18 protein-coding genes and 1 pseudogene are annotated in these 24070 nt (G+C 70.8%); 10 read left to right on the forward strand and 9 right to left on the reverse strand.

Annotation, left to right across the window (positions count from 1 at the left end; translation table 11 throughout):
- Window positions 1-18: 18 nt before the first annotated feature.
- Window positions 19-2922 (forward strand): SNF2-related protein, encoded by a 2904-nt coding sequence (locus ACIBCM_RS03150; RefSeq protein ID WP_399239516.1) that lies wholly within the window; start codon window positions 19-21, stop codon window positions 2920-2922.
- Entirely contained in the window at window positions 2919-4250 is a 1332-nt protein-coding gene (locus tag ACIBCM_RS03155) for an SWIM zinc finger family protein (protein ID WP_399239518.1), read from the forward strand. The genes ACIBCM_RS03150 and ACIBCM_RS03155 overlap by 4 nt, the downstream gene beginning before the upstream one ends.
- Before the next feature lie 106 nt (window positions 4251-4356).
- Here ACIBCM_RS03155 and ACIBCM_RS03160 read toward each other — a convergent pair whose 3' ends face one another.
- Window positions 4357-4890 (reverse strand): hypothetical protein, encoded by a 534-nt coding sequence (locus tag ACIBCM_RS03160; RefSeq protein WP_399239520.1) that lies wholly within the window; start codon window positions 4888-4890, stop codon window positions 4357-4359.
- Window positions 4891-5015: 125 nt separating this feature from the next.
- Between ACIBCM_RS03160 and ACIBCM_RS03165 the strand changes: the two genes are divergently transcribed.
- The gene (locus tag ACIBCM_RS03165; protein ID WP_399239522.1) at window positions 5016-6212 is read left to right on the forward strand and encodes a cytochrome P450; all 1197 of its coding nucleotides are present in this window, start codon (window positions 5016-5018) and stop codon (window positions 6210-6212) included.
- Between the two features lie 252 nt (window positions 6213-6464).
- On the opposite strand, the gene ACIBCM_RS03170 is transcribed toward ACIBCM_RS03165, so the two are convergent.
- Complete coding sequence (locus tag ACIBCM_RS03170; RefSeq protein ID WP_399239524.1) at window positions 6465-6923, reverse strand: hypothetical protein; 459 nt, start codon at window positions 6921-6923, stop codon at window positions 6465-6467.
- Between the two features lie 125 nt (window positions 6924-7048).
- Between ACIBCM_RS03170 and ACIBCM_RS03175 the strand changes: the two genes are divergently transcribed.
- A complete protein-coding gene (locus tag ACIBCM_RS03175) occupies window positions 7049-7780 on the forward strand; it encodes a hypothetical protein (protein WP_399239526.1) in 732 nt (243 codons plus the stop codon).
- A gap of 671 nt (window positions 7781-8451) precedes the next feature.
- Complete coding sequence (locus tag ACIBCM_RS03180) at window positions 8452-8850, forward strand: cupin domain-containing protein (protein ID WP_399239528.1); 399 nt, start codon at window positions 8452-8454, stop codon at window positions 8848-8850.
- Window positions 8851-9059: 209 nt separating this feature from the next.
- On the opposite strand, the gene ACIBCM_RS03185 is transcribed toward ACIBCM_RS03180, so the two are convergent.
- Both ACIBCM_RS03185 and ACIBCM_RS03190 read right to left on the reverse strand, forming a co-directional pair.
- Window positions 9060-10217, reverse strand: a complete 1158-nt coding sequence (locus ACIBCM_RS03185; protein WP_399239530.1) for a toll/interleukin-1 receptor domain-containing protein — start codon at window positions 10215-10217, stop codon at window positions 9060-9062.
- 26 nt (window positions 10218-10243) lie between these two features.
- Window positions 10244-11059, reverse strand: a complete 816-nt coding sequence (locus ACIBCM_RS03190) for a macro domain-containing protein (protein ID WP_399239532.1) — start codon at window positions 11057-11059, stop codon at window positions 10244-10246.
- A gap of 301 nt (window positions 11060-11360) precedes the next feature.
- Between ACIBCM_RS03190 and ACIBCM_RS03195 the strand changes: the two genes are divergently transcribed.
- Window positions 11361-11999 carry a uridine kinase gene (locus ACIBCM_RS03195; protein ID WP_399239534.1) on the forward strand — a complete coding sequence of 213 codons (639 nt, stop codon included), beginning with the start codon at window positions 11361-11363 and terminating at the stop codon, window positions 11997-11999.
- On the opposite strand, the gene ACIBCM_RS03200 is transcribed toward ACIBCM_RS03195, so the two are convergent.
- The 5 genes and pseudogenes from ACIBCM_RS03200 to ACIBCM_RS03220 all read right to left on the reverse strand — a co-directional run bounded on the left by ACIBCM_RS03200 (window position 11972) and on the right by ACIBCM_RS03220 (window position 17602).
- Entirely contained in the window at window positions 11972-12883 is a 912-nt protein-coding gene (locus ACIBCM_RS03200; RefSeq protein ID WP_399239536.1) for a carbohydrate kinase family protein, read from the reverse strand. The two genes, ACIBCM_RS03195 and ACIBCM_RS03200, sit on opposite strands and share 28 nt — an antisense overlap.
- A gap of 527 nt (window positions 12884-13410) precedes the next feature.
- Window positions 13411-14313, reverse strand: a complete 903-nt coding sequence (locus ACIBCM_RS03205) for a pseudouridine-5'-phosphate glycosidase (RefSeq protein WP_399239538.1) — start codon at window positions 14311-14313, stop codon at window positions 13411-13413.
- Between the two features lie 37 nt (window positions 14314-14350).
- The gene (locus ACIBCM_RS03210; RefSeq protein ID WP_399239841.1) at window positions 14351-15559 is read right to left on the reverse strand and encodes an MFS transporter; all 1209 of its coding nucleotides are present in this window, start codon (window positions 15557-15559) and stop codon (window positions 14351-14353) included.
- A gap of 558 nt (window positions 15560-16117) precedes the next feature.
- Entirely contained in the window at window positions 16118-16648 is a 531-nt protein-coding gene (locus ACIBCM_RS03215) for a methylated-DNA--[protein]-cysteine S-methyltransferase (protein WP_399239540.1), read from the reverse strand.
- 58 nt (window positions 16649-16706) lie between these two features.
- A pseudogene (locus tag ACIBCM_RS03220) lies at window positions 16707-17602 on the reverse strand (glycerophosphodiester phosphodiesterase).
- 259 nt (window positions 17603-17861) lie between these two features.
- Between ACIBCM_RS03220 and ACIBCM_RS03225 the strand changes: the two are divergent.
- The 4 genes from ACIBCM_RS03225 (at window position 17862) to ACIBCM_RS03240 (ending at window position 23895) form a co-directional block, all read left to right on the forward strand.
- The gene (locus tag ACIBCM_RS03225) at window positions 17862-18743 is read left to right on the forward strand and encodes an MHYT domain-containing protein (protein WP_399239542.1); all 882 of its coding nucleotides are present in this window, start codon (window positions 17862-17864) and stop codon (window positions 18741-18743) included.
- A gap of 121 nt (window positions 18744-18864) precedes the next feature.
- The gene (uvrB, locus tag ACIBCM_RS03230) at window positions 18865-20988 is read left to right on the forward strand and encodes an excinuclease ABC subunit UvrB (protein WP_399239544.1); all 2124 of its coding nucleotides are present in this window, start codon (window positions 18865-18867) and stop codon (window positions 20986-20988) included.
- A gap of 178 nt (window positions 20989-21166) precedes the next feature.
- Window positions 21167-21754 (forward strand): TerD family protein, encoded by a 588-nt coding sequence (locus ACIBCM_RS03235; protein ID WP_399239546.1) that lies wholly within the window; start codon window positions 21167-21169, stop codon window positions 21752-21754.
- A gap of 173 nt (window positions 21755-21927) precedes the next feature.
- On the forward strand, window positions 21928-23895 hold the full coding sequence (locus tag ACIBCM_RS03240) for a TerD family protein (protein ID WP_399239548.1): 1968 nt from the start codon (window positions 21928-21930) through the stop codon (window positions 23893-23895).
- Window positions 23896-24070 lie beyond the last annotated feature (175 nt).

The following is a 24070-nucleotide window of genomic DNA, read 5'->3' on the forward strand; positions in this document are numbered from 1 at the left end:
GAGGGTGGGAGGTGACCCATGACATCCGGGACCGCGCGTCCGCTGCACACATGTGCCGCGGTTTTCCTTCCCGCGGCGCTGCCGCGTGAGGGCAGGGTCGCCTTCTGGGCCCCCGACGGAGACCTGCCGCAGGAGTCGACCGGCGAGATCACCGTCGTTCAGCAGACGATGCCGGAGCCTCCGGCGGACACCGCCATCCCCGACGCGACGGCTGTCCGAAGCCGTGCGGTCCCCGCCGTGCTGCTGTCCGTCGCCGAGGCCGTGCCGGTGCTGGCCCGCGCCCGAAGCCATCCGGCCGCACATCCCGCGGCGGCCTGCTGGGGCGCCGCCGCACTGCACGCCCTGCACCTGGTGGCCCGCGGCAGAATCCTGCCCGGACTCACCGCGGCCGATCACGACGCCTGGCGCGCGGGCCCCCTGGACGCCGCCGACATCGCCCAGCTCAGGGCGATCGCCGCCGCCATGCCGTACGAGGCGTACGCCACGCCCGCCACCGGTCCGGGACCACTCAGGCTGCCCGAGCCGGAGGCCCTGGTGCGGTCCTTCTTCGACTCGGTGGCCGATGCCCTGCCCCGGACACCGGCGGCGGCGCTGGCAGCCGGTGCGCCCTTCGCGGCCACCGCCGCCCAGCATCTGCCCGGCGCCCGGGAGTGGGCCGCCGAGGCCGCCGCGGGCATGGACGCGGGCGTACGGGTGTCCCTGCGGCTCGACCTGTCCGCGTTCCGGCTCTTCGACATCGCCGACGAGGAGGGCGCGGACGAGGACAGGCGGGGAGCGGCGGCCGCCCTGGTCCAGGTGCACAGCCTCGCCGACCCCACGATCGTCGTGGACGCGGCCCGGCTGTGGGCGGGGGAGGGCGAGGCGCACTTCGGGCCCCGGGCCAGGATCGACACCGTTCTGGCCCTGCGCCGGGCGGCGCGGGTCTGGGCGCCGCTGGCCGGGCTGCTGGAACGGGACGTGCCCGATGTGCTGGCGCTCACCGAGAACGAGCTGTACGAGCTGCTGGGACCCGGTGCCGCCCGGCTGGCCGCGACCGGGGTCACCGTGCACTGGCCGAAGGAACTGGCACGCACGCTTTCGGCCGCCGCGGTCGTACGGCCGGCTCCCGGGTCCGCGACGGACGGGACGCCCTTCTTCGACAGCGAGGAACTGCTGAAGTTCAACTGGCAGCTGGCTCTCGACGGAGATCCGCTCACCGAGCGGGAGATGGACGCCCTGGCCGAATCGCACCGCCCGATCGTTCGGCTGCGGGACCGGTGGGTGGTCGTGGATCCCGATCTCGTCCGCAAGGCACGCAAGAGGGAGCTGGGACTGCTTCAGCCCGTCGACGCGCTGGCGGCGGCGCTGACCGGCACGGCGGAGGTCGACGGCGAGACGGTGGAGGCCGTGCCGACGGGCGCCCTCGCGGCACTGCGCGACCGGCTCACGGCGGGTCCGGCCGTCGTCGAGGCCCCCCGGAACCTGACCGCCACCCTGCGCGACTACCAACTGCGCGGACTGGCCTGGCTCGACCTCATGACCTCGCTCGGACTCGGCGGCTGCCTCGCCGACGACATGGGCCTCGGCAAGACGGTCACGGTCATCGCCCTCCATCTCCACCGCGACCGCCCCGCACCGACCCTCGTGGTCTGCCCGGCATCGCTTCTCGGCAACTGGCAGCGGGAGATCACCCGGTTCGCCCCCGGGGTGCCCGTCCGCCGGTTCCACGGCACCGACCGGACCCTTCCGGACACCGGGGGCGGGTTCGTGCTCACGACCTACGGCACCATGCGCACCAGTGCGGAGCGGCTGGCCGGGCACACCTGGGGGCTGGTGGTCGCCGACGAGGCACAGCACGTGAAGAACCCGTTCTCCGCGACGGCCAGGGCCCTTCGGACGATCCCGGCACCCGCCAGGGTCGCGCTGACCGGCACCCCCGTCGAGAACAACCTCTCCGAGCTGTGGGCCCTGCTGGACTGGACGACCCCGGGGCTGCTCGGACCCCTGAAGACGTTCCGGGCCCGCCATGCCCGTCCGGTGGAGCTGGGTGAGGACGACGACGCGGTGGAGCGCCTGGCCCGCCTGGTCAGGCCCTTTCTGCTGCGCCGCAGGAAATCCGACCCGGGCATCGTGCCCGAGCTGCCGCCCAAGACGGAGTCGGACCATCCCGTCGCGCTCACCCGTGAACAGGTCTCGCTGTACGAGGCCGTCGTACGGGAGACGATGGCCGCTATCCAGGCCGCCGAGGGCATCGCGCGCCGGGGTCTGGTGATGAAGCTGCTCACCGACCTCAAACAGATCTGCAACCACCCGGCGCAGTTCCTCAAGGAGTACGGGGGACGGGGCGGCGGCCCCGCCGGCTCCCCGGGAGGCGGGGGCACCTCCGCCCGGGGAGGTGCGGTCCGGCTGGCCGGGCGCTCGGGCAAGCTCGCCCTCCTCGACGAACTGCTGGAGACCATCCTGGCCGAGGACGGATCGGTCCTGGTCTTCACCCAGTACGTCTCCATGGCGCGCCTCCTGTCACAGCACCTCACCACCCGCGCCATTCCCTCCCAACTGCTCCACGGAGGAACGCCCGTGGCCGAGCGTGAGCGCATGGTCGACCGCTTCCAGTCGGGCGCGGCACCGGTGTTCCTCCTGTCCCTCAAGGCGGCGGGCACCGGGCTCAATCTGACCCGGGCGGGCCATGTCGTCCACTTCGACCGCTGGTGGAACCCCGCCGTCGAGGAGCAGGCCACGGACCGGGCGTACCGTATCGGGCAGACGCGGCCCGTCCAGGTCCACCGCCTGATCGCGGAAGGCACCGTGGAAGACCGGATCTCCGGAATGCTCGCCGCCAAGAAGGCACTGGCCGACGCGGTCCTCGGCTCCGGAGAGGCCGCCCTCACCGAGCTGACCGACCGTGAACTGGCCGATCTCGTCTCGCTGCGGAGGCCCGGATGACCCCGCCACCGGGCCGCCGCACCGGCCCCTACTCCACCGGCCGTCACCACGGCTCTCCGGCGTCGCGGCACGGCTCCCCGGCCCTGCGGCACGACGACCGCAGGCGGACGTTCCCCGCCCTGGAGCCCCGCACCGGCCGGGAGTTCGCGTCCAGCTGGTGGGGGAACGCCTGGGTCCGGGCGCTGGAGGACACCGCCCTGGACCTCGCCAGGCTGGCCCGGGGCCGGACGTACGCGCGAGGAGGCCATGTCGACGCGATCACGGTCACCCCCGGCCGCGTCACCGCGTACGTCCACGGCAGCAGAGCGCGCCCGTACCGCACGGAGATCCGTCTGCGTACGCTCTCCGACGAAGACTGGCAGGACTTCCTGGCCGCCGCGGCCGACCGCCCCGAGCACATCGCGGCCCTGCTCGACAAGGACGTGCCCCAGGCACTCGCCACGGCGGCGGAGCTGCTGCCCACACCGGGCGACCTCGTGCCCGACTGCTCCTGCCCGGACGACGGCTACCCCTGCAAACACGCGGCGGCGCTCTGCTACCAGACGGCGCGGCTGCTGGACCGGGATCCGTTCGTGCTCTTCCTGATGCGAGGCATGGGGGAGCGGGACATCCTGGCCGAACTCTCCCACCGCAACGCCACCCGGTCGGCGTCCGAGCGCACCGCCGCAGCGCCCCTGCCGACCGTCCCGGCGCACGAGGTCCTGGCCCGCGGACGGCTTCCCGCCCTCCCGCCGCCCTTCCCGCTGCCGGGGCAGCCGGGCCGGCCGCCCGTGTACCCCGAAGCGACGGGCGCGCCCGACCCGATCGCCCTCGATCTCCTCGCCGGCGAGGCGGCCTCCCGCGCCCACACCCTGCTGAGCAGCGGTGCGGACCCCATCGCCGGGCTCAGCGTCTGGCAGGACGCGGTCCGGCTGGCCGCCGCGCACCCCGGCTCCGGGCTCACCGCCTCCACCCGCGCCCTGTACCGGGATCTCGCGGCCGCCACCGGCCGTACGCCCACCGATCTGGCGCGGGCGGTGGCCGCCTGGCGCCAGGGAGGGCGCCCGGCCCTCGACGTACTGGAAGAGCCCTGGGATCCGCCCGCCGGGCCTTTCGACCGCGCCCGGCCCGCCCTGGCGGCAGCCGACTTCCCGCACTTCCGCCCGCGGCGCAACCGCCTGTCCACCTCCGCGCTCCAGCTCCGCTTCGGCCGCGACGGCCTCTGGTACGGGTATGAGTCGGACACGGACCGCGAGGACTGGTGGCCCCGGGGCACCCCGGACAAGGACCCCGTCGGCGCGCTCACCGCACTGCTGGCCCACGAGGGGCACACCCGGGCGGACGGGTGACCCGCGGGCGGGCCGGGAGAAGAGGGCGGGGCCGGTGGTGCGGTTCCTCGGGCGGACGGGTGCCCCTGGGGTCGCCCGGCGGCCGGTTTCCCCGGGCAGGCCGGGCTCACAGTGCCTCCGCCCACCCCCGCAGCCGGGCGAAGTCGTCGTCCCGCAGACCCCACTTCGGATGGATACGCAACAACAGGGCGGGTGCGTCGTGGTGTTCGGCGACATGGGCCACGTCCCGCGCGGTCAGCATGTCGTCCACCCAGGCGAAGGGCCGCCCCGCCGCCCACTCCAGTACCGGGCGGGTCTTCCAGAGCAGACCGTCGGGGTCGGCGGTGAAGGATTCCGGCCATTCGACCACCGGCAGATCCGGGGGAAGACCGACACCGGGAGCGATCAGGGTGTTGGCCTCGTGCATCCACGCGCTCGCCCAGGCGAGTTCGAAGGGGAGTCCGGTGAGCCGCGGCCCGTGTGACGCGTTGAGACGGACCCGCAGGCCGCGCCGGTGGCGGCGGGAACCGGGAATCTGACGGGACAGCCAGACCGTGGGGCGCAGACGGTGGGTCGTGTAGCCGCGCAGGCGGGGCAGACGAGCGGCGAACGGGTTGAGCGGGCCGTCGACGTCGAGGAGGAGGAGTGGGCGGTCTGTCATGGGAGGGAACCTTCTCACCGTCCGGCCGGATCTCGGCGCAAAATCATCGCTTGACTTCCCTCACGGAGCAACCGTGAACGGCCCGGTATCTAGGGTGGCGCCATGACGATTCCCAGGGTGGCCCCATGACGATCGAGGACCCGACCGGCGAACTGCTCGCAGATCCGTACGGCGTGTACGACAGGCTCCGCGAGACCGCGCCGGTGCATCGGGTCACCGGACCGGACGGACTGCCCGTCTGGCTCGTCACCCGCTACGAGGACGTACGCCGCGGGCTCGCGGATCCACGGCTGTCGCTGGACAAGCGGAACTCGGCGCCCGGGGGTTACAAGGGACTCGGGCTGCCGCCCGCCCTGGACGCGAATCTGCTGAACATGGACCCGCCCGATCACACCAGGATCAGACGGCTGGTCTCCCGTGCGTTCACCGCGCGCCGGATCGAGGAACTGCGGGAGCCCGTCCGCCGTATCGCCGACGACCTCCTCGACGGCATGGCGGCGGAGAGGCGGGCGGACCTCGTCGCCGCGTACGCCGCTCCGCTGCCCATCACCGTGATCTGCGAGCTGCTCGGAGTGCCGCCGCACTCCCGGCGTGACTTCCGCGAGTGGACCGACGCGCTGCTCATGCCCGATCCGGCCGGCCCCGGCCGGACCAGGGACGCCATGGCGGCCGTGGTCGGCTTCTTCTCCGAACTCCTCGCGCACAAACGGGCCCGGCCGGGCGACGATCTGCTGTCCGCGCTGATCGGCGCCCGGGAGGAGTCCGGACCGGACGGCACCGACCGTCTCAGCGAGGACGAGCTGATGTCCCTCGCCTTCCTGATCCTGTTCGCCGGATACGAGAACTCCGTCCAGCTGATCGGCAACGCGACTCTCGCGCTGCTGCGCCACCCCGGGCAACTGGCGGCGCTGCGGGCCGATCCGGGCAGGATGGGGGCGGCGGTGGAGGAGTTCCTCCGGTACGAGGGGCCCGCGCTGCTGGCGCTGCGCCGTTTTCCCGTCGAGGACATGACGATCGGCGGGGTGACCGTCCCGAAGGGCGAGACCGTACTGCTCTCCCTGTCGTCGGCCAACCGCGACCCGGGCCGCTTTCCCGAGCCCGGACGGCTCGATCCGGACCGGGACACCGCGGGCCATCTGGCGCTCGGACACGGTATCCACTACTGCCTGGGGGCGCCCCTGGCCCGTCTGGAGACCGAGGTCGCGCTCACCGCCCTGCTGGAGCGTTTCCCGAAGCTGGAACTCGACGTCCCGGAGCACGAACTCCGCCATCGGCCTTCGACACGGGCCAGAGGACTGCTCGAACTGCCGGTTCGCTACTGACGTCTCGCCCCGCGCCGACGGGGCCGGCACACCGGTTCCGGCCATCGGCGCCCGGCCCGGGAAGCCCGGGCGGAAACCCGGGCGGCCACCGCCGCCGGGCCGGGCTCCTGACCACAGGCGCGGCGCTGTGTCCGCGTGTTGCCACCGGGGCGTCACCGGTTCGGGCACATGCGTGTGCTGCGGACCGCCGGACACGGGCACGGCGGGGCGACGGCGGCCGAGCCCTGTCGGTACACACCTGTCGGCACACACTCAGCGAACACCGGGAGCGGCCGCCCCGATGAACTCCGACAGCGTCTCGCGGGCCAGTTCCGAACGCTGGGAGCGGTCCTCCTCGTCCACCGCCTCGTGCATGCAGTTCGTGACGTCGAAGGCGGAGACGGCCAGTGCCAGCGCCTGGGCGTCGTCGCACACCAGCTGCACCCGGATCAGCGCCTGATGAGCGCCTGAGCGCAGCCGGTAGGAGTCGATGCGGGAGTCCTCGGCCGCGGCAGTGCCGGGGGATTCCCGTGCGCGGTACCAGCGGTCGTTCTGGCCGCGCCGGTAGTCGACCAGGGCTCCCGCGAAGGCGCTGTACGCGGAGATCCGCTCCTGGCGCAGCCGCTCGGCCCGGCTGAACTCCGAGGCGCGGTCGCTCGTCCGGCCCTGGAGTACATGGGTGACCATCGAGCCGAGCAGCGTGCCGATGACGGCGATGACGGCTGTCTCCATCGTGCGTACTCCCGAGATGTGGTGCGGGCGGGCTGCGAGCATCGTCAGGCGCCGGACGTTTCGAAGTATCCGAGGGTCCCGGAAAATGACTCGAACACCCGTTGCGGCTTTGCTAGCTTGAGCGTGTGGCAAAGCTGAATCAGATCATCGCAGTGGAGAAGGGCGTCAAGTCCAAGGCGCATCAGGACCTCACGTCCGCCCATCACGGCCTCCAGAAGCCCGCGCTGCTCGCCGGGATCTCGCGGACGTACCAGCCGAAGGACGAGGAGGGCGAGCAGTTGCCGTCCGAGTCCACCCGGGTGCAGGTCAAGGCCGAGGACGTGCTCCGTGAGACGGCGAAGACCCTGACCCGTCTCTTCGATGTCACCGCCACCAAGGACTGGGCCAACTGCTCCGCCCGTGCCGATATCACCGTGGACGGACAGGCGCTGGTGAGGGAGGTGCCGGTGGCGTACCTTCTCTTCCTGGAGAAGCAGCTGACGGACATCAACACCTTCGTACGCAAGCTGCCGGTGCTCGACGCCTCGGAGTCGTGGACGCAGGACCCGTCGACCGACGCGTGGAAGACGGACGCCGTGCGGACGCTGCGCACCAAGAAGGTCCCCCGCAACCATGTGAAGGCCGAGGCGACCGACAAGCACCCCGCGCAGGTCGAGGTCTACTACGAGGACATCCCGGTCGGCTACTGGACCACGGTGAAGTTCTCGGGTGCGCTTCCGGCCCGGCGGGTGAACGAACTGCTGGACCGGGTCGAGAAGCTCCAGCAGGCCGTGAAGTTCGCGCGCGAGGAAGCCAATGGCGCGGAGATCACCGACCGGAGGGTGGGTGACGCAGTTTTCGGCTATCTGTTCGGATAACGGGTAGTCTTATGAACTCCCCGCCCCAATGAGCGGGCGGGGTGCGCGAGGAGCGCAAGCTGAAACTGAGGCTTGTCGTGATCAGGCGGTTCCAGTGGAGGTTCGAATCCTCCCCGCGGCACTCGGAATACGGGCCGCGGTAGCCCAAGCCGGGCAGAGGCAGACCGCCGTCAGACTCAGACTATTGCTCCAGAATCAGCATTCGCCGCCGATCGCCGGATCGACCGGGCCCGAGCCCCGGACGTCGAATTGCCGGTTCAAGTCCGGCCCGCACAGCTCGATGTGCGGTGGTCCAAAGGCAGGACGCGACGACATAATGCTGACTCGGGTCCTCAAGCGTGCCGGCGTGCCGTATGGGCGGCACCATAGGGCCCGGAGGTTGGCCAACCCCTCCGGGCCCGCTCGCGTTTCACCTTTGTTTCCCCTTTCCGGTACCGGTGTTCGCCTTGCTACCGTAGGGCGGTTCGGCGAAAGGGCGCGGACGGAAGTCGGCGACGGAACGCCGGGGCCGCGCCACGGAGTTGGAGGGTTCCATGGAACTCACGGACAGGCCGCGGCATACGAGGCGCACGGGGTGTGCGGGGCGCACGGAGTGTGCGGGGCGCACGGAGTGTACGGGACGGGCGCGCGGGGCGAGGGGTCCGGCTGTCCGTCCGGCGGCGCCCTCGGGTGTGCCCGCGGCCGACGTCCCGCCGGGCGTCGGGGTCCCCGGCTCGGTCCTCGCGCGGGGCGTCTCGCAGGAATCGCTGCATCTGCGGGCGGAAGGCGCAACGGATGTGATCGTGCGGACCGTCACTCTCGCCCCCGGCGGCTCCACGGGCTGGCACTATCACCCGGGGCAGCTTCTCGCCGTCGTGACCTCGGGAACGCTGACACGGACCCTTGAGGACTGCTCGGTCGAAGTGACCTCCGCCGGGGGCGCCTTCATCGAGCCGCCCGGACCGCGGAACCGGCACATCGCCCGGAATCTCGGCAGCGAGCCGGTGGAGCTGTATCTGACCTGTCTGCTGCCGGCGGGCAGCCCTCTGTCGGTCGATGCGGACGCCCCGCCGTGTAGTGGTGACCAGTAGCACGGCAACTCGCGCCGGCCAGGTCGGCGGGCGCTGCTGTGAGGGGTCCGAGGTGTGCGAGGACTGCGGTGTGGTCGGAGGACCGGACGACTTCCACGGGCTTGTCGGCGACAGGGGGGACAGAGATGACGGAGCCGGGACCGTCAGGTCCGGGTGGGCCTCCGTGGATGTGGTCGACGCGGGCGCCGGGTTCGCATCCGGCCCCGGCGTCAGCCGGGCTCCCGCTCCGCTACGGGCCACAGAACGTCCGAACTCAAGTCGAAGGCGGCCTGACACATGTCGAAGTATTTGGAGTAGAGGCCAGGATTCTCCGCTTGATTCACATAAAATACAGGGCGTTCCCGCCCTGTGACCGCCGTCATAAGGGCGAACAGAAGGTCGCCGGAGAGTGCGGTGTTGTCCGGGTCGACGAACCAGAAAGTGTCGACGAGCAGGCCGATCTTCTTGATTCTTAATTGTTTCCGCAGTTGTTGGTGAACCTTGCTTCCCACTCGCGCGGTGATGAATCGGTCGAGGTAGAAGCGCGATTCCGGGTCGGTGAGTGTGTCATTGAGCCCCGAGAACTCCGACAGGGCGCTACCGAAGATGACCTTGTTGTATGTGTAGAGGATCTTTTCGTCCCATAGGTCGGCTATGAGGATGCGCACTCTCTTCGACGGATCCTTTGCCAGTGAGTCCAGCAGTGCGCCGAACATCTCCTCATTGTTGTGAAGATTGAGCAGAAAATTCAAGTTGTTTCCGACGAGGAAGAGCTCGCGCTGGTACTGCTCGAATACCCCGGGCATCTGGAAGTTCCGTGACCCGGCGATGTTGTCGTTGTAGGTCAAGGTTCCCGTAAAGCGATCGGGAAGCAGTCGCTTGCTGTCCACCGTTTCAGCGATCGCGCGCTCCAGCTGGGGAAAGGTTCGGTGGAAGTTCTCGCGGAGTTCGATCACCTGACTGTCGTCGAGGCCGAGGAGTTGGCAGAGCCTTTCGGTCAGACGCCGGACGTCCTGAACGTTGCGCAACGACACGGCCTGGAAGTCCGCCAGAGGAGGGCAGAGAGCCCGCAGTTCACCCGGGGAGAGGTCAAACAGCAGGGGGAAGACCCTACCTGCCCGGAGCGATGGATTGAGACACCCGCTCTCATAGATTACCCACGGGCTCCCGGCCGTCCTTTGCGACAGGAAGATGAAACCGAAGTCTGCTTCATTCAGCGCCTGGTAGATTCTCGGAACCGTGTGCTCACCCGGCTGGATCTCACGGGAGAAGAAGGAATCCACGCGCCCTTCGAACAGGGAGCTGAGCCACTGCCGGAAGAGTTGAGCCAGTGGTTCGATCCGTGGATCACGGGTGGACCAGCTCAGGAATGCTTTGGCTTTTGTCATGCCCGCTCCCCTTCGTAACCGATCTGCTATAACGCCATCAGGAAGTGCCGGATCTCCAGAACGTCGATCTCGTGAAGACTCGCCGGGGCTACGACAACGGTGAGTTCACGGGTCACCACCCGATCCCGGGAGGCCGCCGCGAAGGAGAGCAGAATCATCTTGAGCAGGTTCTCCTGACTCAGCGTGTCGACCCGCGCCAAGGCTCCGCCGATGACCGGCAGGGCAAGTGGTTCGCGATGCCCGTGCTCGTAGACCGCTTCCCAGAGCCGGCACAGGCTCACCCAGATCCTCTCGGCACTGGACTCGGCGACCAGGTTGTTTCCCAGACGGCTGTACGCCAGACCGAACGCTTTGCGTCCGTTCCGCGACAGGACCGCTACGGTGCCCACCGGATAGCGCTCGAGCTTTCCCCTCGGTTTGTCCGCACGAGACTCGGCCGATTCGACTGCGGTCGGTTCCAACGCCGCTGTCAGTGCCTGGTCCAGTTCCTCTTGGTTCCCCGCGTACCAGTGCCGCAGTAACTGTCCCTGTACACTGCTACGGCTGATCACGAGATCGTCCGCGACGCTCGTGTCGAATGTGTCGGTAAAACCGACGACAAGATGTCCACGTTGGTCGAACAGGTCGCCCACGACGACACGCACCTGCGTTCCGGGTTGGCCGAAGGAGCGTGCTGCCGACGCCGGGGGAAATGCCTGGACTGCTCCCCATACGGCACTGAGAGCCACGATGACCGTCATCACGAGCAGAGGTTCCGAGAAGGCCGGCGAGAACAACTGAAGCACCAGTTGCACCAGGCCCGACAGAAGGCCGAAGGCCGCCAGCGTGTGCGTGAGGAACACCGGCAGACTGCGGCGTCCCCGTCGAAGTCGGGCCGCGACGACGGATCCCGCGGTCATCGCCTGCTCGAATCACCTTCGTGGACCGGAAATCCCTGCATGATCCATCCCCCCTTGCCCCGGGGGTGAGTTACCCATGCGCGATCCGCTTGAACCGGTCTGTGAACGTTGGTGTCACGTCCCTGAATGTTTCCTTGCTCCTGATCTGTCTGTGCCGGTTCCCTGTGGCGAGGGCGGAGGTCTTGGATTCGCGGGGTTCCCGGCGCCGAACGCTCGCCTGCCCGCCCCGCGCGATGATGGACCGGTGAGACTCGAAGCGATCACCTGGGAGCGGCTGACCGAAGCCGTCGCCGACAAGGTCCTGGAGACCGGGGCCGGGGACGGCAGTCCCTGGGTGCGCGTCGGGGTGGACGGGGCCCCCGCCGCGCGCGGCGGGGAGTTCGCCGTACGGGTGGGGGAAGCACTGCGGCTGCGCGGGCGCGATGGCATCGTCGTCGGCACCGGCGGGTTTCTGCGCCCCGCGTCACTGCGGTACGAGCACGGGCGGTACGACCCCGATACGTACTACAGCGACTGGTTCGACACCGGCGCTCTGTGGCGTGAGGTGTTCGGCCCCCTGGAGACGGGCGGCAGCGGCCTGGTGCTGCCCGATCTCCGGGATCCCGTGACCGACCGGGCGACCCGGAGCCCGCGGACGGGACTGCCGCACGGCGGAGTGCTGTTGCTGCACGGTCCGTTCCTCCTCGGGCACTGGTTCCCGTTCGATCTGACGGTGCATCTGGGACTGTCGCCCGCGGCACTGCGCCGGCGCACGGACGACAGCGAGCACTGGACGCTGCCCGCGTTCCAGCGGTACGAGAAGGAGGTGGGGCCCGCGGAGGCCGCGGATGTCCTGGTACGGGCCGATGACCCGCGTCACCCGGCGTGGGGAGGCATGGGCTGAGGGGAACGGCCGGAGCGGGAGCCGGCCGGGGGAGCAGGCCGGCCGCCGACGAGCTTCACCGCCTCCGAGCCCGCCCGGCAGCCCTCCTCCGCCGCCGTCGCCGGGTCGGCGCCAGACAGCCGGGCGGCCAGAAACGCTCCGGTGAAGGCGTCACCCGCGCCGGTGGTGTCGACCGCTCGTACGGCGGGGGCCCGGACCCGGGCCGTGACCGAGCCGGACTCGGCGACCAAGGCGCCCTCACGCCCGAGGGTGACGACGGTCAGCGGAACGCGCCGGCTCAGTGCGGCGGCGGCCTCGGCCGGGTCGGTCAGACCGGTGAGGAGTCGGGCCTCGTCGGCGTTCGGTACGAGGACGTCCACGCCGTCGAGCAACGACAGCATCCGCTCCACGCCCAGGGTCCGGATGAAGCCGGTGGACGCGGGGTCCACGCTCACCGGTGTCCCGTGTGCGCGGGCCGATGTACGGGCGAGCCCGGCGAGTCGGCGGCTCGCGTCCGCGAAGAGCAGATAGCCGGAGAGATGGAGGTGGGCGACACCGTCCAGCAGGGAGGGCGACCAGTCGGCGGGCGAGATCCGCAGCGCCGTCCCGCTGTCGGTGAGAAAGGTCCGCTCGGCGGTCGCGTCGACAAGGGCGATGACCGTAGCCGTGGGCGCGGTGTCATCGGTTACCAGCAGCGAGTGGACCCCGGCGGCCCGGAGGTGCTCCGTGTGCCAGTCGGCCTGGTCGCGGCCGACCCGCGCCAGGAGCCGTACGCTCCCCTGCCCCCGGCGCGCCGCCCAGCAGGCGACATTGGCCCCCGCGCCCCCGGGGAGGATACGGATCCGGGCCGGGGTGTCCGTGCCGTGCGCCAGGGCCGTGGAGTGGCGGGCGACGACATCGGTCATCACCTCACCGAGAACCAGGAGGGCGGGGTGACCACCGGGGGCGGGAGCGGGGCCGAGGGTCTCGGCGACCGGGAGCCGGGGCTCCGCGAGTCCATGCCCGGCCGGGACCGCCGGCTGTCCTTGGGGAAGGCTCCCGTGTTCGGGTGCGCGGGCCGATGTGTCCGCACCGCCTCCGTGATCCGGGCCTGCGTGACCCTGTGTCTCCCGGTCTGCGCGAGCACGGTCCGGGTGGGCGACGGGTCCGGCCGGCGGGTTCCCGTGGTCACGGGAGGCCGTGTGGGGAACGCCCTTCCGGACATCACCATGCCCGGAGAGCTCGGGGTACCGGGGGCGCTCGGGCACGGGGCGTCCACGCCGGAGCCCTTCGTACGGGAGCCCTTCGTACGGGCGCAGGCCGGGCCGGGCGTCCCTTCGCCCGGAGTCCTCAACCGGAGAGCCGCCGTCCGCGGGGGCCGGGGGCCCCGGCCGGGTGCCCGTGCGACCGGAGCCGCTGTCCGCCGGGACCGGCGCGGTGGTCCCCGTGCCGCTCACAGGGCCGCCGCGACCTGGGCCGCGAGGCGGACATTGCCCCGGATCGCCGACACATTGGCCTCCAGTGACGCGCCGTTGGTGCGGCGTACGAGGAAGTCCAGCAGGAACGGTGTCACGGCCTGGCCCACGATGCCGCGTTCCGCGCACTCGTCGAGGGCCTCACCGAGGACGCGGTCGTGGAGGGCGGGGTCCAGCTGTTCCGACTCGGCGATCGGGTTGGCGACGATCAGCGCCGACTCGGGGCCGCCGAGGGCCTTCCGGGCGTGGATCACCTCCGCCACCTGCTCGGGGGAGTCGACGGTCCAGTCCACCGGCTCCCCGGAGGACGTCAGATAGAAGCCGGGGAACCGATCCGTCCGGAACCCGACGACCCCCACGCCGAGGGTCTCCAGCCGCTGGAGCGTCGCGGGAACGTCCAGTACGGACTTCACCCCCGCGCAGACCACGGTGATCCCGGTCCCCGCGAGCACCCGGAGATCCGCCGACTCGTCCTGCGAATGGGTCCACTCGCGGTGCACGCCGCCGAGTCCGCCGGTCGCGAACACACGGATCCCGGCACGTGATGCCAGGAACGCCGTCGCGGAGACGGTCGTCGCCCCGCTCGCCCCGGTGGCGAGGGCGGGCGCGAGATCCCGGTGGCCCAGTTTGCGTACGTCGTCGTCCCGCGCGACCCGCTCCAACTGGCCCTTGTCCAGGCCGATGCGGACCCGTCCGTCGAGCACGGCGATCGTGGCGGGGACGGCGCCCCCGGACCGTACGAGCCCTTCCAGTTCGGCGGCGACGGCGAGGTTGCGGGGGCGCGGCAGACCGTGCGCGATGATCGTCGACTCCAGGGCCACCACGGGCCGGTGCGCGGCGAGCGCTTCCTGTACTTCCTCTGATACGTCGGTGAGCAGCATGTCCCATCCCTGGCACGGGGAACAGCGGCCCAAACCCTCAGCCGAGCGACCTGCGTACCGTCAGGGCTGCCAGCGGCAGCAGCAGACTTGCGCCGATGACATTCAGCCATCCGTAGCCCGCCTGGGCGACGATCAGTCCCGCGAGCGCGCCGCCCACGCCCGCCGATGCGTTCATGACCAGATCGGACAGTCCCTGTACGGGCGCGCGGGCGGGCTGCGGCACGGAGTCGGTGAGCAGCGCCGAACCGGCGACCACCCCCGCCGACCAGCCGAGTCCGAGAAGGAACAGCCCGGCCGCGTTCTGGGCATGGCTCGGCCCCGCCGTGCCGGCGAGCAGCGCGGCCAGGGCGAGCAGGGCGACGGCGAGCCCGATCACGGCCAGCCGTCCGACCCGGTCCGCCAGTCGGCCCATCACCGGGGAGAACGCGTACATGCCCGCGATATGGCCGCTGATGACGAGACCGATCAGTTCGATGCCCGCGCCGTGGTGGCTCAGGGCGACGGGGGTCATCGACATGACCGACACCATCACCGTGTGGGACACGGCGATGGTGACCAGGGCGAGCACGGCCGTCGGCGACTCCCTCACGGCACGCACACTGGCACTCAGTGAGCGTTCCCGAGGCGAACCGTCGGCCGGGGACAGCGCGCGGGACGTCAGCAGCGGGTCGGGCCGCAGCAGCGTCTGCAGCACCACGGCGGCCAGCAGAAACACTCCCGCTGCCCAGACGAACGGTCCGGCCGCCGACGGGACACCGAGCCATGCGACGCTACGGCCCGCCGGAGCGGCGATATTGGGGCCGAGGACCGCCCCGATCGTGGTCGCCCACACCACGGTGGAGATCGACTGCCCGCGCCGTTCGGGCAGTGCGAGATCGGCTGCGGCGAACCGGGCCTGGAGGTTGGCCAGCGACGCGGCGCCGAAGGCGGCCAGTCCCACCAGCAGCAGCGGGAAGTTCTCGACGATGGCGCCGAGGACGACCACGCCCGCACCCAGCGCCCCGATCACATAGGCGAGTACCAGGCCCGGGCGCCGCCCCCGGGCGGTCATCAGGGCGGCCAGCGGCATCGACAGCAGAGCGGTTCCGGCGACGGACGCGGTGGACGCCAGCCCGGACAGCGCGTCCGACCCGGTCACCTGCCGCACCAGTACGGCCGCGAGGGCGACCCCGGTGGCCATCCCGAGGCCGCCGAGGATCTGGCTGATCACCAGGACCGAGGTGACCCGGCGGCGCAGCGCGGGCAGCGCGTCCTCGGGAACCTGTCCTTCCGTTGGAGCGGAGCCGGGGGACCCGGTGGCGGACGACGCGGGGCCCGCCGGGGATTGCCCGCCCGTCACCCCGGGAGCCGGTGCCGTGGAACCCGGAGGCGCGGTGACATGGCCGGGTTCCACGGCACCGGCATCGGATATGTCAGGTGCGTCGGGGTCCGTGCTCACGTGCGCAGTCTGCCAGCTCGTTCAAGCCTCAATGAAACGCCCTCCTGGCTCCCGCCTCCGCGTCTCCTGCGCCGGTGCCGGGCTGACACCGGCCCGGACAGGGCAGCAGCGTCGGCAGGGCATCGCTCCACCGGCCGCCGCCGACGCCAGGACGGCATCGGCTGTCCGCCCGTACCCCGGAAGCCCGGCGTACGCCCTCTGGCCGGTGCCCCGTGCCGCCGCGCGACAAACCGGTGCCGGGCGACGGGTTGCCGCACGCGGCCCGGCGCCGCACAAAGGGTTGCCGCATGCCCCGCCGTGCGACGGGCCGGTACAGCGCAGGCCGGCGCCGCGCACAGGAATTCGCGCACCGTGTGTGACGGCCCCTCAGAACAGCGGTTCCGGAAGGACACCTTCCAATGCGAGCAGCCTGCGCTTCGTCTCCAGTCCGCCGCCGAAGCCGCCGAGCTTGCCGTCCGTCTCCACCACGCGGTGGCACGGCACGACCACCGGCAGTGGATTGGACCCCATGGCCGCGCCCACGGCCTGGGCGGCGCCCGGCTGTCCGACGCGGGCGGCCAGGTCGCCGTACCCGACGACCGTGCCGAAGGGGGCCGCGGCCGTCAGCTCCCGCAGCACCTCGCGATTGAATCCGCCGGAGAGCGACCAGTCGAGGGGCAGCGAGAACTCCCGCAGCTCACCCGCGAAGTACGCCTCCAGCTGGCGTATCGGCTCGGCGAGCAGACCCGTCGCATCCTGCACGGGCTCGGCGGCGAGACGCCCCGACAGCTGCCGCAGCGCCTGGTCCCTGACGCCCGCGTCCGCATGGAAGACCACGCAGACGAGCCCCTCGCCGGTCGCGGCCAGGAGCAGCGGGCCGATGCCGGTGCCCAGGACGGTCCACTCGAAGCTCTTCATGCGAACCACCGTACGACCGGGCACTGACATCGCCCGCGCGACCGCTTCCGGGGCCGGGTCAGCCCACCGCGTCGCGCACCACATCCGGGTTGTTGGTGATGATCCCGTCCACCCCGAATCCGGCCACCCGGGCCGCGCCCGCGGCGTCGTTCACGGTCCAGGTGTGGACCTGGAGCCGCTTGCCGTGCGCGCCCTTGAGCCGCTGGACCGACGCCACGTAGTCGGCCGTGATGGTGGAGGCCGCAGGGTTGATCTGGTCGGTGAAGGCCGCGTACGAGGGCAGATCGGCGACCGCGGGGGTGCCGAGGAAGCCGGTGATCACATCCGGCCGCTGCCGGTGCACGGCCTTGACGCTGTCCGCGCCGAAACTCTGGACGACCAGCTTGTGCCGGACGTGCCCGCGGTCCAGCCACCCCTCCTCGCCCAGGACGCGCAGGGTGTCCTTCTCGACGCCCGGGTACAGCTCGGGCCGCTTGATCTCCAGCAGCAGCTTCTGGCCGTTGCGGTCGACCCGGTTCAGATACTGCTCCAGCGTCGGAATCCGCGCGCCCGCCCACTTCCGGCCGAACCAGCCGCCCGCGTCCAGGGTGGCGATCTCGGCGGCGGTGAAGTCCCGCACATTCCACGGAGCACGTCCGGGGAACCGTTCCTCCACATCCGTGGTGCGCGCGAGCGTGTCGTCGTGGTGACGACGAGTTCGCCGTCCTTGGTGCGCTGGACGTCGTTCTCGACCCAGGCGAAGCCCATGCGGTCGGCGAGGTCGACGGCGGCGAGGGTGTTCTCGGGCGCGTAGCCGGACGCGCCCCGGTGCGCGATGACGAGCGGTTCGCCGTGCCGGGCGTCCGGGACGGGCGCGGTCCGGTCCCTTTCGCCGGCCTGGGCCGCCGGGCCCGAGAACAGTGCCGCGCCGAGACCCAGAACGGCGGCGGTTGCTGCGACAGGACGTGCGTACACCTTGACTCCTCTGGAAGCCGGGTTACGGATGTGCCGAGCGTGGCAGTTGTCGGCCAATGAGGAGCAGTCAACGAGTGGCAGATATGTGAATGAATGCGCACAGAACGCGTCACGTGATGGCTTCTGTGGAGATAAATCTCCGCCCGCATGTTTGCCAAACCCTTTCGGGGTCATACCCTCACCCCCTGAACACACGTTCCATCGGGGGATCGCGCAATCACGACCAGGACTGCGGGATTCAAGGGCAAGGACCACACTCATGCAGGGAACCATGGACGGCTTCTCCTACGGGCTCGTCACGCCCGTAGCCGCCTATGCGATGGCCTCTCTCGGCGCGGCACTCGGGCTGCGCTGCACGACGAGGTCGGTACGGAACAGGGACTCGTTCAAGGCGGGCTGGCTGGCCCTCGGGGCCACCTCGATCGGCTCCGGCATCTGGACGATGCACTTCATCGCCATGATGGGCTTCACGGTCGACGAGGTCCCGATCACCTACGACCGCCCCATCACCTTCGCCAGTCTCGCCGTCGCCATCGTGATGGTCGGCATCGGGATCTTCATCGTCGGATATCGCGGCGCGACCCCGATGGCCCTCGTCACCGGAGGCACGATCACCGGACTCGGCGTGGCCTCCATGCACTACCTCGGAATGGCCGGAATGCGGCTCCAGGGAAGCATCAACTACGACACCCTCGCCGTCGTCCTCTCCGTCCTGGTCGCCGTCTTCGCGGCCACCGCGGCCCTCTGGGCGGCCGTGTCGGTCCACGGGTTCCTGGCGAGCCTCGGCGCCAGTCTGGTGATGGGCGTCGCGGTGACCGGAATGCATTACACGGGGATGGCCGGAGTCAGCGTCCATCTTCATGGAGTGCCCACCTCCGCGGGCGTCGGGGAGTCGGCGACCTCCCTGCTGCTGCCCATGATGCTCGGGCCCGTGATCTTCCTGCTGCTCGCGGGGGTCGTGGTGATGTTCGACCCGATGCTGGTGATGGGGGAACCCGAGTGGCAGAAGCCCGTCGGGAAGGGAGCCGCCCCCGGAATCCCCGCCGGGGGCGCCGGACTGACGCTCGGGACCCGTCCTCCCGCCGGGTGGGCGACCGATCCCTCGATGCACGAGGGGACTCCGCGCTCCGACGGCTGGTGACCTCGGCAAGGGGCGTCACCGGCCGTCTGACCAGGCACGGTCGCGCGGCCGGCCGCCCGTCCCGGGGCCCGCGCACGGCTTCGGGATCCCGGTTGTCAGTGGGGGGTCGTACGGTGGATCCATGCGGCCCGTTTCCAAGATCGAACGTACGGTGGCGCCCTTCGAGGTCGTCAGCCCCTTCCAGCCCAGCGGCGACCAGCCCACGGCCATCGCCGACCTGGAGCGCCGTGTCCTCGCGGGCGAGAAGGACATCGTCCTGCTCGGCGCCACCGGCACCGGCAAGTCGGCGACCACCGCCTGGATGATCGAGCAGCTCCAGCGCCCCACGCTGGTGATGGCGCCGAACAAGACCCTGGCCGCCCAGCTGGCGAACGAGTTCCGCGAGCTCCTGCCCAACAACGCGGTCGAGTACTTCGTCTCGTACTACGACTACTACCAGCCCGAGGCGTACGTCCCCCAGTCGGACACGTACATCGAGAAGGACTCCTCGATCAACGAGGAGGTGGAGCGGCTGCGCCACTCGGCGACGAATTCCCTGCTGACCCGGCGCGATGTGGTCGTGGTCGCCTCCGTCTCCTGTATCTACGGCCTCGGTACGCCGCAGGAGTACGTCGACCGGATGGTCCCCCTCCGGGTCGGTGACGAGATCGACCGCGACCAGCTGCTGCGCCGCTTCGTCGACATCCAGTACACGCGCAACGACACGGCGTTCGCCCGGGGCACCTTCCGGGTCCGCGGCGACACCATCGAGATCTTCCCGGTCTACGAGGAGCTGGCCGTCCGCATCGAGATGTTCGGCGACGAGATCGAGGCCCTGTCCACGCTCCACCCGCTCACCGGGGAGATCCTCAGCGAGGACCGGTCGCTCTACGTCTTCCCCGCCAGCCACTACGTCGCCGGCCCCGAGCGGCTGGAGCGGGCGGTCGACGACATCGAGAAGGAGCTGGACCAGCGGCTCGCCGAGCTGGACAAGCAGGGCAAGCTCCTGGAGTCCCAGCGGCTGCGGATGCGCACCACGTACGACATCGAGATGATGCGCCAGATCGGCTCCTGCTCCGGCATCGAGAACTACTCGATGCACTTCGACGGACGCGACCCCGGCTCGCCCCCCAACACCCTCCTCGACTACTTCCCCGAGGACTTCCTGCTGGTCATCGACGAGTCGCATGTCACGGTCCCCCAGATCGGCGCGATGTACGAGGGCGACGCCTCCCGTAAGCGGACCCTCGTCGACCACGGGTTCCGGCTGCCGTCGGCGCTCGACAACCGGCCGCTGAAGTGGGAGGAGTTCACCGAGCGGATCGGGCAGACGGTCTATCTGTCGGCCACCCCGGGGGCGTACGAGCTCTCCCGCGGCGACGGGTTCGTGGAGCAGATCATCCGCCCCACCGGCCTGGTCGACCCCGAGGTCGTCGTCAAGCCCACCGAGGGCCAGATCGACGACCTGGTGCACGAGATCCGGCTGCGTACGGAGAGGGATGAAAGGGTGCTGGTCACCACCCTCACCAAGAAGATGGCCGAGGACCTCACCGACTACTTCCTCGAACTGGGCATCCAGGTCCGCTATCTGCACAGCGACGTCGACACCCTGCGCCGGGTGGAGCTGCTGCGGGAGCTGCGCGCCGGTGAGTACGACGTACTGGTCGGCATCAACCTCCTGAGGGAGGGCCTCGACCTGCCCGAGGTCTCCCTGGTCGCCATCCTCGACGCCGACAAGGAGGGCTTCCTGCGCTCCGGCACCTCCCTGATCCAGACGATCGGCCGCGCGGCGCGCAATGTCTCCGGCCAGGTCCATATGTACGCCGACAAGATCACCCCGGCCATGGAGAAGGCCATCGAGGAGACCAACCGCCGCCGCGAGAAGCAGATCGCGTACAACACCGAGAAGGGCATCGACCCCCAGCCCCTGCGCAAGAAGATCAACGACATCGTCGCCACCATCGCACGCGAGGAGATCGACACCGAGGAACTGCTCGGTACCGACTACCGCAGGCCCAAGGGCGAGAAGCCGGGCAGGGGAGCCAAGGCCCCGGCGCCGGTCGCCCGGACGGGCGCGTCCGGCACCAGGGGCGAGCTGCTCACCGACCGCCCCGCGTCCGAACTGGCCGGGATCATCGAGGAGATGACCGAGCGGATGCGGGCGGCGGCCGCCGACCTCCAGTTCGAGGTGGCCGCGCGGTTGCGTGACGAGGTCGGCGAACTGAAGAAGGAACTGCGCCAGATGAAGGAGGCGGGCCTCTCCTGAATCATGGGCACCGGTGTGTTTCGGGTGCCCCGGATCCGGGGGCGGGGGCCCGGGCACCTGCTGTGTTGCAAGACCGACACAAAAACCGGCCATTTGTGCCGCACCGTTGACGCGACTGCGTAGGGTGCTGATGAGCCGCTCATATGGGCGGGGCACTCAATCGAGAAGGGGACAGCGCGTGACGGTCAATATGACCAAGGGTCAGGCCATCAGCCTGCAGAAGAGCGACGGGGGCACTCTCACGGCAGTGCGGATGGGGCTCGGCTGGCAGGCGGCCGCCCGCCGCGGTCTGTTCGGCTCGCGCACCAAGGAGATCGACCTCGACGCGTCGGCGGTTCTGTTCGCCGACAAGCAGCCGGTGGACGTCGTCTTCTTCCGCCACCTCGTCAGCGACGACGGCTCCGTGAGGCACACCGGCGACAACATGGTCGGCGGCGCCGGCTCGGGCGGGGACGACGAGGCCATCCTCGTCGACCTGGCGCGGGTACCGGTCCACATCGACCAGATCGTCTTCACGGTGAACTCCTTCACCGGCCAGACGTTCCAGGAGGTGCAGAACGCCTTCTGCCGCATCGTCGACGAGACCAACGGCCAGGAGCTGGCCCGTTACACGCTCGACGGCGGCGGCAACTACACCGCGCAGATCATGGCGAAGGTGCACCGCGTCCCGGGCGGGGCCGGAGGCTGGAAGATGACCGCCCTCGGCAACCCTGCCAACGGCCGGACCTTCCAGGACCTGATGCCGGCGATCCTGCCGCACCTGTAGGCACCGCCGGAGCAGGACCGCAGGACACCGTGCGGACGGACGTACACGCAGCTCCCGGAGGCGGGCAGGCCACCGGGAGCTGCACCGCTTACCACCATTCGGGCACCGCGCACCACGACCACCCGCGCCACGCCCGACGAGAGCACCGACTACAGCATCGAGGGGACAAGGCGATGACGGCCGAGCTGGTCCGTGGGCAGAATCATCCGCTGCCCGACACCCGCCTGGAGATCCGGGTGTCCGCCGGCCATCCGATGGTGGCCTGCGCCACCTGCTCCGACGAGCAGGGGGTCGTACGGGACGACTGGCTCGCCCATCCCGGCGCGCCCGCGCTGCCGGGGGTGGAGGTTCCCACCGGTGTCACCGAGGCACCCCGGTTCAAGGTCGACCTGGACGCCGTGCCCGCCGCCGTGCACCAGGTCGGTCTGCTGCTCGCCCTCCCCGAGGGCACCGGAGGCCCGGCGCACTTCGGGGCCACCGCGGCCCCGTTCCTGGCCGTCATCAGCCGGGACGGTGTGGAGGTGGCGAGCTTCACCATCACCGGTCTGGACACCGAGACCGCGCTCGTCGCGTTCGAGCTGTACCGCCGCCAGGGCGCCTGGAAGGTGCGCGCGGTCGGCCAGGGGTACGCGGGCGGCCTCGCGCAGCTGCTCGGCGACCAGCGGGTCGACCGGGCCCGGGAGAGGGCCGCCGAGATCCAGGCGGCCGTCACCCCGCGCCCGCCCCGGGCGGAGCCGGCGCAGCTGCGTACGCGCAGTGCCGCCGACGGTGCCTACGGGCGCTCCTCCGGCACCCGGCCGAACCAGACGCCCGCACCGGACGCCACCGTCGCCGACGGGCTCGCCGGACCGGGCGGCGCCCAGCCGGGCCCCGCCGACGGCCAGCAGGACGCCACGGCCGACACCCCGACCGTGCCGGGCGGCCCCATCAACTACGCGCACCCCCGCCGGCGCTCCGCCCCGCCCCCGCCGCCCCCGGCCGCGCCCGCCCCCGAGCCCGGGAGGCCGTCGCGCCCCGTCGCGGGCGACGCGACCGGCTGGTCCATGGAGGAGCGGCTCTACAACCAGATCTGGGGCATGTTCGAGGATCTGGCCCGTACCGTCGCCAGCTACCGCAGCGCCGTCGAGTTCGCCGAGTCCCGGATGGACCAGGAGCTGGACCAGGCCCTGTCCGACCCGCGCAACCGGATCGGAGGGGCCGGTGACGCCGCCCGCGCGGCGGCCCGGGCCAAGTGCGAGCAGCTCACCGTCCAGGCCCGCCAGGCACTCGACCGCGACCTCGCGCAGCTGGCCGCCGAATCCGATGTCGTCGAGCCCGCGCTGCCGCCCGCCTTCGCCCGCTGGGACAACCCCGTCTGGCATGCGTACCGCGTGCCCATGGAGAACCCGATGGCGCTGCGCCTGGGCGATCTCCAGCTGCCCGAGACCCCGGAGCTGCGCATTCCGTTCCTTATCAGGCTGCCGCTGGAGCGCGGTCTGTGGGTCGACAGCGGGCGCGCCGGTTCCGAGGCCGCGATCATGCTGGACGAGGCTCAGCTGCGGAAGCTGGCCGTGGACTGCGCGGTCACCCACGCGGCCCGGCTGCTCGCCGTCCATCCGCCCGGCGACTTCACGGTCCATGTCATCGACCCGGCGGGCACCGGAGCCACCTCCTTCGCTCCACTGGTGCAGTCCGGGGTCCTCGCGGCGCCGCCGGCCACCGGCGCTCAGGGCGTCACCGAGACGCTCGCCAGGCTGACCCAGCGGGTGGATCTGGTGACGATGGCGGTGCGCGGCGGCGCGGCCGACGCCCTCCCGCCCGATCTGGACACCTCGGAGCAGCTGCTCATCGTCAACGACTTCCCGCACGGCTTCGACGACCGCGCCGTCACCCAGCTGCGCTATCTCGCCGACGAGGGCCCCTCGGTCGGGGTGCATCTGATGATGGTCGCCGACCGCGAGGACGCGAGCGCGTACGGGCCGGTGCTCGACCCGCTGTGGCGCTCGCTGCTGCGCATCACCCCGGTGCCCGACGACCATCTGGCCGACCCCTGGGTCCGGCACTCCTGGACCTATCAGCCGCCCGCGGTGCCGCCGGGCAGCACGATCCTGCGCCAGGTGCTGGACCAGGTGACCGCCGCACGCCGATCCTGGGGCCGTTGACCTGCGCGTTTTAACATCCCTTTACGGAGCGCTTTACCTTTCCTTGGGACATCCTGTACGCTCCCTTGAGCGGAGGGGAGTACTCCCGGCTGCGACGTGCCCGTCAATACGGACCGACAGGTCCCGGGGCGTCGGCCCGAGGTGGCAGGTGTCACCGGGTGGAGGAGACCTCCGG

The sequence above is a fragment of the Streptomyces sp. NPDC051018 genome (assembly GCF_044456085.1).
GTDB lineage: Bacteria > Actinomycetota > Actinomycetes > Streptomycetales > Streptomycetaceae > Streptomyces.